At 52.8% G+C, this 13,123-nt stretch carries 12 protein-coding genes; 8 read left to right on the forward strand and 4 right to left on the reverse strand.

Going from position 1 to position 13,123, the window contains the following annotated elements; translation table 11 throughout:
• Positions 1–406: 406 nt before the first annotated feature.
• The 5 genes from J2X61_RS07705 (at position 407) to J2X61_RS07725 (ending at position 6,378) form a co-directional block, all read left to right on the forward strand.
• Complete coding sequence (locus J2X61_RS07705) at positions 407–2,230, forward strand: assimilatory sulfite reductase (NADPH) flavoprotein subunit (protein WP_274468686.1); 1,824 nt, start codon at positions 407–409, stop codon at positions 2,228–2,230.
• A 37-nt stretch (positions 2,231–2,267) separates the two neighbouring features.
• Positions 2,268–3,986: an assimilatory sulfite reductase (NADPH) hemoprotein subunit gene (gene cysI / locus J2X61_RS07710; protein WP_274468687.1), complete on the forward strand. Its 1,719-nt coding sequence runs from the start codon at positions 2,268–2,270 to the stop codon at positions 3,984–3,986.
• A 123-nt stretch (positions 3,987–4,109) separates the two neighbouring features.
• On the forward strand, positions 4,110–4,808 hold the full coding sequence (locus J2X61_RS07715; RefSeq protein WP_310187034.1) for a DUF7002 family protein: 699 nt from the start codon (positions 4,110–4,112) through the stop codon (positions 4,806–4,808).
• Positions 4,809–5,005: 197 nt separating this feature from the next.
• Positions 5,006–5,416: a hypothetical protein gene (locus J2X61_RS07720; protein WP_310187036.1), complete on the forward strand. Its 411-nt coding sequence runs from the start codon at positions 5,006–5,008 to the stop codon at positions 5,414–5,416.
• Between the two features lie 143 nt (positions 5,417–5,559).
• Complete coding sequence (locus J2X61_RS07725) at positions 5,560–6,378, forward strand: class I SAM-dependent methyltransferase (protein ID WP_274468690.1); 819 nt, start codon at positions 5,560–5,562, stop codon at positions 6,376–6,378.
• Between the two features lie 51 nt (positions 6,379–6,429).
• On the opposite strand, the gene J2X61_RS07730 is transcribed toward J2X61_RS07725, so the two are convergent.
• On the reverse strand, positions 6,430–7,383 hold the full coding sequence (locus tag J2X61_RS07730; RefSeq protein WP_310187039.1) for a DUF4871 domain-containing protein: 954 nt from the start codon (positions 7,381–7,383) through the stop codon (positions 6,430–6,432).
• Positions 7,370–7,939 carry an RNA polymerase sigma factor gene (locus J2X61_RS07735; protein WP_310187040.1) on the reverse strand — a complete coding sequence of 190 codons (570 nt, stop codon included), beginning with the start codon at positions 7,937–7,939 and terminating at the stop codon, positions 7,370–7,372. The genes J2X61_RS07730 and J2X61_RS07735 overlap by 14 nt, the downstream gene beginning before the upstream one ends.
• Before the next feature lie 109 nt (positions 7,940–8,048).
• Between J2X61_RS07735 and J2X61_RS07740 the strand changes: the two genes are divergently transcribed.
• Positions 8,049–9,221, forward strand: a complete 1,173-nt coding sequence (locus tag J2X61_RS07740) for an oxalate decarboxylase family bicupin (protein ID WP_274468693.1) — start codon at positions 8,049–8,051, stop codon at positions 9,219–9,221.
• A gap of 72 nt (positions 9,222–9,293) precedes the next feature.
• On the opposite strand, the gene J2X61_RS07745 is transcribed toward J2X61_RS07740, so the two are convergent.
• Entirely contained in the window at positions 9,294–9,731 is a 438-nt protein-coding gene (locus J2X61_RS07745; protein WP_274468694.1) for a DUF6376 family protein, read from the reverse strand.
• Positions 9,732–9,851: 120 nt separating this feature from the next.
• Between J2X61_RS07745 and J2X61_RS07750 the strand changes: the two genes are divergently transcribed.
• Together J2X61_RS07750 and J2X61_RS07755 are read left to right on the forward strand one after the other, a co-directional pair.
• Positions 9,852–10,253 carry an NUDIX hydrolase gene (locus J2X61_RS07750; RefSeq protein WP_274468695.1) on the forward strand — a complete coding sequence of 134 codons (402 nt, stop codon included), beginning with the start codon at positions 9,852–9,854 and terminating at the stop codon, positions 10,251–10,253.
• 61 nt (positions 10,254–10,314) lie between these two features.
• Positions 10,315–11,928 (forward strand): glycosyl hydrolase family 18 protein, encoded by a 1,614-nt coding sequence (locus J2X61_RS07755; RefSeq protein WP_310187044.1) that lies wholly within the window; start codon positions 10,315–10,317, stop codon positions 11,926–11,928.
• 93 nt (positions 11,929–12,021) lie between these two features.
• Here J2X61_RS07755 and J2X61_RS07760 read toward each other — a convergent pair whose 3' ends face one another.
• Positions 12,022–12,870: a pentapeptide repeat-containing protein gene (locus J2X61_RS07760; RefSeq protein ID WP_310187399.1), complete on the reverse strand. Its 849-nt coding sequence runs from the start codon at positions 12,868–12,870 to the stop codon at positions 12,022–12,024.
• Positions 12,871–13,123: the final 253 nt, after the last annotated feature.

Genomic DNA, 13,123 nt, shown 5'->3' on the forward strand with positions numbered 1-13,123 from the left:
GAAAATAGCCCTGAGTCCGATCTTACGGACATCAGAGCGCTTATTTTTTGCCGATTTCGAAGGGGAAATCAGGCGGCACTGGCAATTAACGGCACGGGTGTCCGTTAGCTTGTTAAATTGGCCGTTTTTCATGTGGTAAGAGCAGCGGTATCCGTCAGCTATGTGCGGGACCGCGAAGATGAGGCCTTGCCGCACCTTCAAAACCGATAAAACCAGTTGTATAAATTGGGTTTATGTCGGGTTTTATCGAATCATTTCCTCGCCATATCAGTTAATCTGATAGAACTTATAAATTCATTATAATTGACCTGTACTCTAAGCTGTGTTAGCTTCAAGAGAGTGAAAAATTATGCGACAAAATAATTGGGGAATTCTTATTACTGCAGCATACGAGAGGTGGATTTTGTTGGAACTCCAAGTAACGAACAGTCCTTTTAATCAGGAGCAAGTAGAATTGCTGAATCGTCTACTGCCTACGCTTAACGATGGTCAACGAATCTGGTTAAGCGGTTATTTTACAGCGTTGAACGCCGGAGCGGCCGGTGCCGCAGTTGCCGGTGCAGTGCCTGCATTAAGTGCGGCGCCTGCAGCGCCTGCCGGATCCAAAGAGATTACCGTTCTCTTCGGATCGCAATCCGGTAAAGCGCAAGGAGTAGCGAAGAAGTTTGCCAAGAAGCTCGAAGAGCAAGGCTTCCAGATTACGCTGTCCTCCATGTCAGATTTCAAGCCGAATGGGCTGAAGAAGGTACAGAACCTGCTCGTCATTGTCAGTACCCACGGGGAAGGCGTTCCGCCGGATAATGCGATTTCGTTCCATGAATTCCTTCATAGCAAAAGAGCGCCTCAGTTGGACGGCATGCGTTACTCCGTTCTTGCGCTGGGCGACACCTCTTATGAGTTTTTCTGCCAAACCGGCAAAGATTTCGACAAACGCTTGGGTGAGCTGGGCGCAGCGCAAATCGCACCGCGCGTCGATTGCGATGTCGACTTCGACGAGCCTGCCGCAGAATGGATGAGCAGTGTGCTTAACGCACTGAACGCCGCTTCGCCGGCAGCGGCTGTAAGCGGTGCTGCAGTTAGCGCTGTAAGCGGCGGCGATTCGGAATTCTCGAGAACGAATCCGTTCCAAGCGGAAGTGCTGGAGAACTTGAATTTGAACGGACGCGGTTCCGACCGCGAAACACGGCACGTGGAAATTTCCTTGGAAGGTTCCAACCTGCAATATGAGCCGGGCGATTGCCTCGGGATTTATCCGGAAAATCATCCCCGTCTCGTTGACGAACTGATCGAAGCGTTGGGCTGGAATGCCGACGAGCAAGTGACGATTAACAAGAACGGTGACAAACGTTCCGTACGTGATGCACTTATAAACAATTATGAAATTACGGTATTGACTAAGCCGCTCCTTGAACAAGTGGCGAAATTGACATCAAACGCCGAATTGCAGGCGCTTGTTGCACCAGGCAGCGAGCAAGAGCTCAAGGCCTATATCGGTGGCAGAGATCTGCTGGATCTGGTCGAGGATTTCTCGCTGAAAGGGATTGCCGCATCGGACTTGACCGCCGTGCTGCGCAAAATGCCTGCTCGGTTGTACTCCATTGCCAGCAGCTCGAAGGCGTACCCGGAAGAAGTGCACGTGACGGTTCGTACGGTTCGTTACGAAGCGCGCGGACGTGAACGTTACGGCGTATGCTCCGTTCAATTGGCGGAAAGAGTGGCCGCAGGCGACAAGCTGCCGGTATACATTCAGAACAATCCGAATTTCAAAATGCCGGAAAATCCGGATACGCCTATCATTATGATCGGACCGGGTACAGGCGTCGCTCCATTCCGTGCATTCCTCGGAGAGCGCGAAGAGACAGGTGCCGAAGGCAAAACATGGCTGTTCTACGGCGATCAGCATTTCTCAACTGACTTCCTGTATCAAATCGAATGGCAGCGTTGGTTGAAAGACGGCGTGTTGACACGCATGGATGTTGCATTCTCCCGGGATACCGACCAGAAAGTCTATGTCCAGCACCGGATGCTCGAGAAAAGCAAAGATCTTTACCAATGGCTGCAAGAAGGCGCCAGCGTGTACGTCTGCGGGGACGAGAAGCGCATGGCTCATGACGTTCACCAAACGTTAGCAACGATTATTGAACAAGAGGGCGGTTTCAGCTCCGAAGAAGCGGCTGAATACTTGTCCCGTATGCAACAGCAGAAACGCTATCAACGGGATGTCTATTAAGATTTAGCCCGTAGATTGCCAGAGGAGAGAGGCCAAGATGTCAGAAAACAATTTATTGTCGAAGAATAGCGCACCGCATAGCGAAGTTGAACATATCAAGCAGAGAACCAATTACTTGCGCGGGAGCCTCGAAGAGACGCTGCTGGATACGATCACCGGATCGATTCCGGAAGACGATAACCGCCTGATGAAGTTTCACGGCAGCTATATGCAGGATGACAGAGACTTGCGTACCGAGCGCCAGAAGCAAAAGCTGGAGCCGGCCTATCAATTCATGCTGCGCGTACGTGCTGCCGGCGGTGTCGTGACGCCGGACCAATGGCTCATGATGGACCGCATCGCACAGAAATACGCCAACGGAACCATCCGTTTGACAACGCGCCAATCGTTCCAGCTTCACGGTGTGCTCAAATGGAACATGAAAAAAACGATTCAAGAAGTCAACGCCGCGATGCTCAGCACGCTCGCAGCTTGCGGTGACGTGAACCGTAACGTGATGTGCAATCCGAATCCGCATTTGTCGGACGTGCACGGCGAAGTGTACGAATGGGCTTGCCGCATCAGCAATCATTTGGATCCGCAGACGCGCGCATACCACGAAATTTGGCTCGACGGCGAGAAAATCGTCCACAGTGAGGACGAAGAGCAAGAGCCGATTTACGGCAAAGTGTATTTGCCGCGTAAGTTCAAAATCGGGATTGCCGTTCCGCCATCCAACGATATCGACGTTTTCTCGCAAGATTTGGGCTTCATCGCCATTGTGGAGAACGGCAAGCTGCAGGGCTTTAACGTAACGGTAGGCGGCGGTATGGGGATGACGCATGGCGATCCGTTAACATATCCGCAGGTTGCGCAAGTCATCGGCTTCGTCACGCCGGATCAAGTCGTTGATTTGGCTGAGAAAACCGTGACGATTCAGCGTGACTATGGCGACCGTTCCGTACGGAAGCATGCGCGCTTCAAATATACGATCGACGACCGCGGTATCGAGTGGTTCGTTGACGAGCTGACCAGCCGCCTCGGCTGGAAGCTGCAGGCAGCGCGTCCGTACCAGTTTGACGATAACGGCGACCGCTATGGTTGGGTTAAGGGCAGCAACGGCAAATGGCACTTCACCCTGTTCATCCAAAACGGCCGTATCAAAGACGAAGAAAACAATCAACTGCTGACGGGTCTTCGCGAAATCGCCAAAATTCACGGCGGCGACTTCCGTCTGACGGCGAATCAGAACTTGGTGATCGGGAACATCAGCGCTCAGAAGAAGAAAAAGATCGAAGAAATGATCAAGGAATACGGTCTGACGGACGGTATGCACTACACGGCTCTGCGCAGAAGCTCCATGGCTTGCGTTGCGCTGCCGACGTGCGGAATGGCGATGGCGGAAGCCGAGCGTTATCTGCCTGAGCTGATGGACAAAATCGAGCCGATGCTGGCGGAAGCCGGGATTAGCGAGAAAGAAATTACCATCCGGATGACAGGCTGCCCGAACGGCTGTGCACGTCCGATGCTGGCGGAGCTGGCGTTCATCGGTAAGGCGCCTGGCAAGTACAACATGTACTTGGGCGGCGGCCATGCCGGTAACCGTCTGAACAAGCTGTACAAAGAAAATATCGGCGAAGCGGAGATTCTGCAGTCGCTTCAACCGATTATCACCCAATATGCCAAAGAGCGTTGGGAAGGCGAACATTTCGGCGATTTCGTCATCCGCGCCGGCTATGTGAATGAAGTTCGATCCGGTCAAGAATTCCACGCATAATACGATAGAAGGGCTGTCCCGAGGTCTGCATTGGCCTCTGGGATGGCCTTTTGCTTTGTCCGTATGGAACTCCCCGGCCGGTGGGAACCTATTCTAAGCTTGGAAGGATAAGGGGAATGAAGGATGGACAATGAAGCGGTTCTAGCCATTGCCGATATGATAACCCGTGCGGGGAGCCGGAAAAGCTTATTTCATTTTACGAGAGCCTCCAATTTACTTGCCATTGCGGCGGAGAATACGCTCGGTTCCAGTCATTGGCTGGATCCCGGACAGGCGGGAGAACGTCGGGTTCAGCCGGAGAGTATTCGACATCAGGGGTATCGGATTACGATTAACGCGCACTTGCGGATCGCCGAGAGCATGATGGAGGCAGGGACGACGCTGGAGCAGTTCCGGGCGCATCTGGACCGGCATGTGTTTTTCTGGCCGACGCGTAAGGATTGCCAGATGATGATAGACACATATAGCAGGAGGGAGCCGGAAGAAGCTTTCGCCGTGCTGGAATTGGACGCCAGGTCCATGTTCATAGCGAATCATTCCTCCGTAAAGCTCTCCAAATACGATTCGGGCAGCTCGCCGCGCTTTCCGCATCGGTGCAGTTACCGTAAAAGCTTGGCGATGTTCCTGCCGTTCCAACAATTCGGTACCGTGACGAACCCGTTGGTACCCGCCAAGCCTTCCGAGATCAAAGAAGTGTTGATGGAGAACAAGGTAACCGGCATTTCCTCCTTTCTGAAGGCCTTATATGTTAATCATTCGGATACGCTGCCGGAGAACTGGAGGCGACTCGCCCGGCCGTGGGTGGAATGGGTTGAAAAATAAGCTTTGCCGACGAAATTCGCCTTAAACAAGCTGCTTCGTGGCACGATTGCACATACACTGTTACATCATGGAATAGATTACATTAAGCAGCTGTGCGATGAGGAGGGGTACAGGTGAGATACACGGTGCAATATATACCTCTGAGTAAAATTAAGCCGGAAAGTACCATATCCAAAGCCTCTGGTCGAAAAAAGGAATTGAAAAAAGTAGCGCAGGATCTCATGCATTTATTGGTCGTGCAGAAAAGCAAAAAAGCGAAGGGCTACGTCATTTTGGACGGACAGCAGCATTTCAATTTCCTCAAAAAGCATACCAAAAAACAATCCGCCGTTTGTCTGGTGGATGAAAGCAAGCTTAGTGAAAAGGTCGGTAACTTCGTGAACCGTTTCCGCAGACGGACGCTGCCTTATGAAATTCCGCCGATCAAGTCGGACCGGGTAACGGTTAGCAGCTGGTCGATCATTCGCGCCTTTCTGAAGCGGGAGCCGCGATTCCGCAAGCTGTCCCGCAGAGAGCAGCTCAAGGTGTTGAGACTCGGCATGCAATATAAGAAGACGACGGTGCGCAGCATGCAGATCAAAGTAGACGAATTGCTTAGGAGCACTTAGGAGCTAAAAACACAGATAGAGGGCTGCCCATGCAGCTCTTTTTCCGCTGTAAGCGAGTTCGCTCCGTGCCCATATTCCTGCCTCCGGCTAGGTAGAATGTTGTATAATGAGGAAAACAATCGCAGTAAGGAGAATTAGAAGCCATGCTAGAGAATGTTCGCACGAATAATGTTCAGCGGTTTGCCGGGTTCGGCGCTTTGTACGATCAGAACCGGCCTACAGCTCCCGCTGAGGTGGTTAAGCTCTTGACTGCCTATCTATCCAGCCAGCCGCATACCGTCGTCGATGTGGGCTGCGGCACAGGACTGTCCTCGTTTATTTGGTTGAACGCGGCACAGCGTATTATCGGCGTAGAGCCAAGCGACGATATGCGCACTGTAGCCATAAGCAAATGGGAAGCGGTTCATAAACCGGAACAGCTGCGTTTTGTGAAGGGACTTTCGCATGAGCTCGAGCTGCCGGATGCATCCGCCGACATCATCACGTGCTCTCAATCGTTCCATTGGATGGAACCTCAGAGCACGCTTCGGGAATTCGCGCGCGTCCTTCGTCCCGGCGGCGTATTCGCCGCCTATGATTGCGATTGGCCGCCGGCGCTCAATTGGCAAGTCGAAGAAGCGTTCCGCAAGCTGAACGCTTTAAGCGACGCTCGGGCGGCCGAGCTGTCTCCGCAAGAAGAGCAAGCCCGCAAATGGAGCAAGGAAGAGCATCTGCAGCAAATTAGCGGCTCCGGCTTATTCCGTTACAGCCGTGAAATTGTTTTCCATAACTGGGAAGTTTGCACCGCAGAGCGCTACGCGAATATCGCGCTTAGCCAAGGAGGTCTGCAAACCGCCTTGAAGCGGGGAGCGGACGACCTGCAAGCCGAAATAACGGCGTTCCGTGAAGCGGTCGCGGAAGCGTTCGGCGGCGAAGAGCGGGACGTATTGTTTGGCTACCGGATGCGTATGGGTGTGAAATAAGTTGAAAGAACGGCGCTTGGAAGGAATGATTCCGTCCAGGCACCGTTTTTTTTAATTGACCTGTACGACGATCGGATCCAACAACATGCCTCGCACATAAGGAAGCAATCGCCAGCGCCCGGCCTCCGGCAGCATCATGGACGTCGGCAGATGGCGGTCGGCGCCATTCAATTCGCCGCCCAGAGCATTGGCTGAGCTAAGCGGGTCCGATGCGAATACGGTGATCAATGTGTCGGAGCCTTCCTTGACCGCTTTCACTTCAAAAGGCCCGTTTAACTGTTCGTCGGTTCCCCAGAAATGCCACATATACTTCTGCACTTTCCCGGCTTCGAATCCTGCATCAATAAATCCGATTCGGTTCTCTACGCCGCGCAGCCAATATTGGTTGGCTTGGAATAAGGGGGCGACGTCCCATGCCGAACGATGCAGCGCCAACTTCACACTACCGTATAGGGTGTCATCCAGTTTCACCTGCAGCTCCCACTGCCCCTCGAGGGGCAAGGCGAATCGGATTGCATAGCGTTCAAGTCCAGGGTATCCGCTGCTCGGCTGTTGAATGTTTTCGGAGGAGACCGTTTCTCTGATGCCCGTTCGCATGTGAATGGCTTCGACTGTCAGCGTTTTGCCGTAGAACGTTTGGAACGGAGCCTCAAAGTGGAAAATATACCCGTTCGTCACACCTGCCTGCGCGCCGGGTTCAGCGGCAACGGAGAAGAGCAGTCGCCCGTCTGGGGTGTACGCGCGATTGCCATCCACAGCGACGTTAGATGTACCGATAAGCGGCGCGATGAAAGAAAAGGACGCATCCTTCCTCACCTCAATAACGACGAATAGGAGGAGCATTACGGCGGGAATGAGGGACGCAAGGGCTATTCGCTTGAACCGCCGACGGCGTACTTCGCGCGTTCGACTTCGAATTTGATTGGCAAGCGTCCGGGTAAAATGCGACCCTGTAAAAGGGGAATCGGCCAGTTGCTCCGCCCATAAGGGCTTATCTTCTTTCACGTTCATCCGCCTCCTTATATTCCTGCGACAGCCATTTGTTTAACGTCTTCTTGGCACGGTGTGATCTAGATTTAACGGTTCCCTCCGAAACCCGCAGCAGCTTGGCAATTTCTTTCTGCTTCAGTCCATAGTGGTAATCCAGGATGAGGACTTCCCGATATTTCCTGGGAAGCTGCAGGACCATATGCCACAAGTGCCGATTTTCCAACCGCGTGAAGATCACTTGCTCAGCCGGCGGGGCATTGTTTCTGGCAAACAACCGGTCTGTCAACGTAACTTTACGGATAAAAGCGCTCTGCAGAACATGCATGGCTTTATTCCTGGTAATGGTCAGCAGCCAGCTCTTGACCGAGCAATCGCCGCGGAAGGCGTAGATCCCGTTATAGGCTGCTAGGAACACTTCTTGAGACAAATCATCAGCCGCCTCTCGCCGGCGTGTCAGGAAGTACGCGAAATTCCACACATCTTCCCCGAAATTTTCCATTAACTCACAGAGGATTTGATCCCGGTCATAGCCTTGGTCCAAATATTTCAAGTAATCCATTTCATCGGTCAATATAGTTCACCCCAATAGATAAGACCGGACTATTCATAAAAGGTTCCCATCCATCATACCATTTAGGATCATTTATCGCTGACAACCCGATAGGAGGGGGGCCTAACTTATGGATACGGGAAAACGAAATGTGCCTCAGCCCATACGTTATGACGGCGCAGGGGGAATGGATACGGGACCCAGGGACATCATGAGGGACATGGAGAACCCCGACATGCTGGTGCCGCCGATCACGGACAACGGCTTAATGCCGAATTTGAAGTTCTCATTCTCAGATACGTCCATGACGTTGAATCAGGGCGGATGGTCCAGAGAAATTACGGTTCGGGAGCTGCCGATCGCCACGACGATGGCCGGCGTCAATATGAGTCTGACAGCCGGCGGGGTGCGCGAGCTGCATTGGCATCAGCAGGCGGAATGGTCCTACATGCTGCTAGGCCGTGCGCGAATTACAGCCATCGACCAGAACGGCCGCAATTTCATTGCCGATGTCGGACCAGGCGATCTCTGGTATTTTCCGCCGGGTCTCCCGCATTCGATTCAAGGGTTGGAGCATTGTGAATTTTTGCTCGTTTTCGATGACGGTCATTTCTCGGATTTGAACACACTGTCCATCTCGGATTGGTTCGCACATACGCCCAAAGATGTGCTGTCCGCCAATTTCGGCGTGCCGATGAGCGCCTTTGACCAAATTCCTAAACAACAAGTTTACATTTATCAGGACACCGTGCCCGGTCCGATCGAGACCGACAAGGTACCGTCTCCGTACGGCACGATCCCGCTTAGCTTCAAGCATCAGCTGTTAGCACAGACGCCGATCAAAACGCCGGGGGGCAGCGTGCGCATTGTGGATTCCACGAATTTCCCGATATCTACGCAGATCGCAGCCGCGCTGGTCGAGATTGAGCCTGGCGCCATGAGAGAGCTGCACTGGCATCCCAACAACGACGAGTGGCAGTATTATCTCAGCGGCCAGGGACGGATGACGGTGTTTACCGGCAATGGCAATGCCCGGACGTTCGATTACAGGGCCGGCGATGTCGGCTACGTGCCATTTGCAACGGGGCATTACATCCAGAATACGGGGACGCAGACGCTGTGGTTTCTGGAGATATTCAAAAGCGACCGCTTCGAGGACGTCTCCTTGAATCAATGGATGGCGCTAACGCCGCATGAGCTGCTGAAAGGGAATTTGCATGTGGGAGCGGAGCTGATTGAGGCGCTGCGCAAAGAAAAATGGCCAGTCGTCAAATATCCCGGATTCTCGTATTATCCCAAGTAACTGAGACCAAGAGAGGGTGCCCCCGGCCATTGCCATGGCTACAGGGACACCCTCTGCGTCGTTCCGGTACGATTATCCGGTTAAGCTGCTGATGCGGTTAATCAGTCCGGTTATATCGTTAATCGTCGTGATGATTTGTGAATTTTGCAGCTTATCGAGCGCCAAGTGCCCGTTCTCTACCACTTTGTTGATTTCATCCAACAGCACTTTGTTTTTGTCCACGAGTTGTTGGTGAATATCCTTGGCGATGGCCGGAACGCTTCGTAGATTAAATTGTTCGATGTCGGCCTTCAAGGCTAGCAACTGTTTCTCTAACTCGGCTTTGGTTTCGGGATTCGCTGCCGCATCCTTGATCATCTGGGGAGCTTGTTCTGCGAAAGTACTCAGTTTGTTTATATGCGAAGTAGCTTGATTGACATAATCCAGTGTGCTGTTGGCACTTTCCAGGAATGAGCAGCCACCCACTAATACGGAGGAAAGCAGCACAACGAACAATAACGATTTTCTCATGAATACCAACTCCTTTTCTGTGCAAATTTGTGAATAAGGGTTTAGTTTGGTATTGTTTTATTACGTTTGTCAGTAAGCAGAGTTTCAAGCTTTGCGAAAAAAGAAGGAGAACAAACCGTCATGACAACATTCATTGATAAAATCGCACTGATTTACATTGAGAACGGACAAATCCTCGGAACGCGTTCCAAGGGCAAAGAGCTGTATTATTTACCGGGGGGCAAGCGGGAGCCTGGGGAAACGGACGTCGAGACGCTGGTCAGAGAAATCGAGGAGGAGCTGGCCGTACGGGTGAAACCGGAGACAGCCGTTCATGTCGGCAATTTCGAAGCGCAGGCGGACGGGAAGGCCGAAGGCATTGTCGTGAAAATGACTTGCTACGCCGCCGAGCTGGACGGCAAGCCGAATGCGGCTTCGGAGATCGAAGAGCTGGAATGGCTGTCGTATAAAGACCGGGACCGTGTTTCGCGCGTGGTTCAAATCATATTCGATCATCTGCATGAGAACAATTGGATCTCGTAAGGGAAGCAACTATTTCTTTCCCCGTGCGTCTCATTAATGAGACAGAGAGGAGAGATTTCAGTTGTCAGTATTTAAAAAGGCAGTTCAAACCGCGGCGCTGCTTGTGTTGGCTTCCTCAGGCACCGCTTATGCATACGATGTGCAGCTCAAGCCGTTCACCGATGTGACGGACCAAGACTGGTTTCGCAATGAGGTGTATTCTCTCTCGGCGATCGGGATTATCGATGGATACTCGGATTTAACGTATAAACCGGACGGACAGCTGACTCGTGAGGCGTTCATTAAATTGTTGGTGACCGCCGAGCAAGTCGGCGTCGATTCATCGGGCGTCGGGACGGCGCCCATCCCGGATGTGGAGAAGGGAAGATGGTCGTATCCCTTCGTTACCGCTGCATTTGAACGGAAATGGATCGATTTCCTGGTCAATGAGCATGGCTTGTTCAATCCGGAGAAGGTGATCACGCGCGAAGAAGTTGCCACAATCGTCGGGAAGTCGCTGCTGGACCGGCTGCCTCAAGAAGCTCGTGACCGGTGGATGGCGCAAGGATGGCAGGATGAACAAGGCAAGCGGCAATTTATCGACGGTCCGGCTTTCACCGAAACGCTCCGAGGGTATGCTTACTATGCCGTCAATCAAGGCGTGATGGAAGGCGACGAGACGGGATTCCATCCGCAGCAGTCGCTAACGCGCAAGGAAGCGGCGGCCATCGTGTACCGGTTGATTGAGCAACAAACAGCGAACCGTGAAATAGAGAAAACCGGATTCTATGCGATTCGTTCGTACCCGGCTCTTGACCGGATGCCGCTGCTCGACAAGGTGACGTTCGGCTGGTCCAATTTGGCCTACACGGCGCCTGGCAAGGCACAGCTTAGTATGACGGAGACGGAGTACAAGCTCCCTTCCGGTTGGGAGGAAGCCGTTCAAACGGCGAATGCGTCGGGCGTAGATAAGGACTTAATGGTTTACTACGGCAAATCCGATCTGCAAGAGTTTTTGAAGGATACCCCCGCCCAGGAAGCTTTCCTGAGTTCTTTGGAAGCGGTTATGAAGGATGCCAGGTACGGCTTTACCGGCGTTACGATGGACTTGGAAGGGTTGAAGGATTCATCCAGCGCTCCGGATTATGTCCGTTTACTTCAAGCATTGAAGAAGGCGGTCCCAGCTGCTAAACTAACCGTGGCCGTGCCGCCGGACTATTATTACAAAGGCTATGATTTGCAGGGTATCGGCGCGCTGGCGGACACCGTCATTCTCATGGCTTATGATTTTACGCATGACGACAGCAAGCTGCCGTCTGCGCCGCTGCCGCTTGTCGGCGATGCCGTGAAGCGAACGCTGCTCGCCGTTCCGAAAGATAAGCTGGTGCTCGGTATATCCAAGCAAGCGAACCAGTGGCTGACTGCCGGCGGCGTCACCCAAACGTATCTGCCCGATATTGCATCCGTCGAGCAGCGGCTTGCGTCACCGGGAATTAGCCAGTGGATGAATGTGCCTTATTTCCTCCGGGAGATCGGCTTCCAGGATGAACGGGGAAGTCATGATATTTATTATGAAGATACAGCCAGCATCGAGAAGAAAATATGGCTTGCTCAATTTTATGGTCTTAAAGGCGTTTCTTTCTGGTACATGGGCAATTATACCGAATCGGATTGGGCACTTATAGAGCGGAAATAATGAATAGCGAACAGTTCAAAACGTATCGTTTTGGGCTGTTTTTTTTTTTGCATGAAAACAAGAAAACCACCGTCTCTGCGGTGGTTTTCCTTATTAAGCGCGCCAATGCGTCGGCCGGCTCAGACGTGGCGGCAGCTTCGTCAGCGCATCGCCCTTGGCGGCATTGATCTGGAACTGCGTAACGAACAGGGCGCTCGTCAAGTCAGCTCCGCTCAGGTTGGCATCCCGCAGATCAGCGCCAATGAGATCAGCCGCACGCAGGTCGGCTCCGCTGAGATCGGCGGCGATCAGATATGCGCCCCTGAGCAGAGACCCCCGCAGGTCAGCGCCTTTGAGATTGGCCCCGATCAGATCCGCGCCTCTGCCGATAGCCTTAGACCGGCCTTTCCCGCTCTTCATAGGACGGGGAGCGCTTGCCCGCACAAGCTCGCTGGCTTGAAGCAGCAGCTCGTTCACTTTGGCCCGGTGTGCGGGCATATCGAGCTGGATAAGCGCTTCGGGCTTCAGCAGTGTGAGGCTCTCGGTCTCACGCAACACGGCGCGAAGCGCTTCGTGAATCGGCTGGGTGAGCTCCAGCTCCAGCGCTTCGGTCAAATACCACAGCAGCTCGTGAAGCTGCCGCATAACCGGGAATACGTCGAACATTTCCTTCGCAGAATCCGGGACTTGCCGCCAATCCCGTCCTCCGTAAGTCACCTGCGCGACATGCTGTCCAGCGCCGAAGCAATCATACACCGTACAACCCCGGTAGCCGATGTTTCTTAATTCGCGATGAACGCCGCAGCGGTAGTCAGCCTCCAGATTCGGGCAAGGATGTCCGGCCGATTTATCGACGGCGAAATCGACGGAAGCGGCGAACGGCAGGGCGACACAGCACAAGCCGAAGCAGCGCTCGCAGTCTGCCTGCAGGTGATTTCGCTGTGTATTGGAAGCGGCTTCCATAGGTTGCTCAGTCAACGTGCTTCCTCCTCTTACATGGATGTATCTGTGTTCTACCATATAATTTCAGGTATCTCCCCGTCAACGGCAGTCTTTGGTTATAACGATTCTTGCCGAAATCATCAATGCGTTTACGCTTTTTACAGACGTGAGAATCCAGTTATTTTTCATAATGTCAATGCAATTGTAGCTTTTGTTCATAGGCAAGCCTGCCGGTTGTGTCCGATAATGGATCGTGAGTGCTGGTGTATATTTC

It is taken from the genome of Bacillus sp. 3255, from assembly GCF_031456485.1.
GTDB lineage: Bacteria > Bacillota > Bacilli > Paenibacillales > NBRC-103111 > Paenibacillus_E.

What these genes read in the sequence shown, in the direction of transcription:
- J2X61_RS07745 (WP_274468694.1), bottom strand. Translation starts at nt 9,731, where the DNA reads ATGAGAAAATCGTTATTGTTCGTTGTGCTGCTTTCCTCCGTATTAGTG.
- J2X61_RS07725 (WP_274468690.1), top strand. Translation starts at nt 5,560, where the DNA reads ATGCTAGAGAATGTTCGCACGAATAATGTTCAGCGGTTTGCCGGGTTC.
- J2X61_RS07740 (WP_274468693.1), top strand. Translation starts at nt 8,049, where the DNA reads ATGGATACGGGAAAACGAAATGTGCCTCAGCCCATACGTTATGACGGC.
- J2X61_RS07715 (WP_310187034.1), top strand. Translation starts at nt 4,110, where the DNA reads ATGGACAATGAAGCGGTTCTAGCCATTGCCGATATGATAACCCGTGCG.
- cysI (WP_274468687.1), top strand. Translation starts at nt 2,268, where the DNA reads ATGTCAGAAAACAATTTATTGTCGAAGAATAGCGCACCGCATAGCGAA.
- J2X61_RS07760 (WP_310187399.1), bottom strand. Translation starts at nt 12,870, where the DNA reads ATGGAAGCCGCTTCCAATACACAGCGAAATCACCTGCAGGCAGACTGC.
- J2X61_RS07750 (WP_274468695.1), top strand. Translation starts at nt 9,852, where the DNA reads ATGACAACATTCATTGATAAAATCGCACTGATTTACATTGAGAACGGA.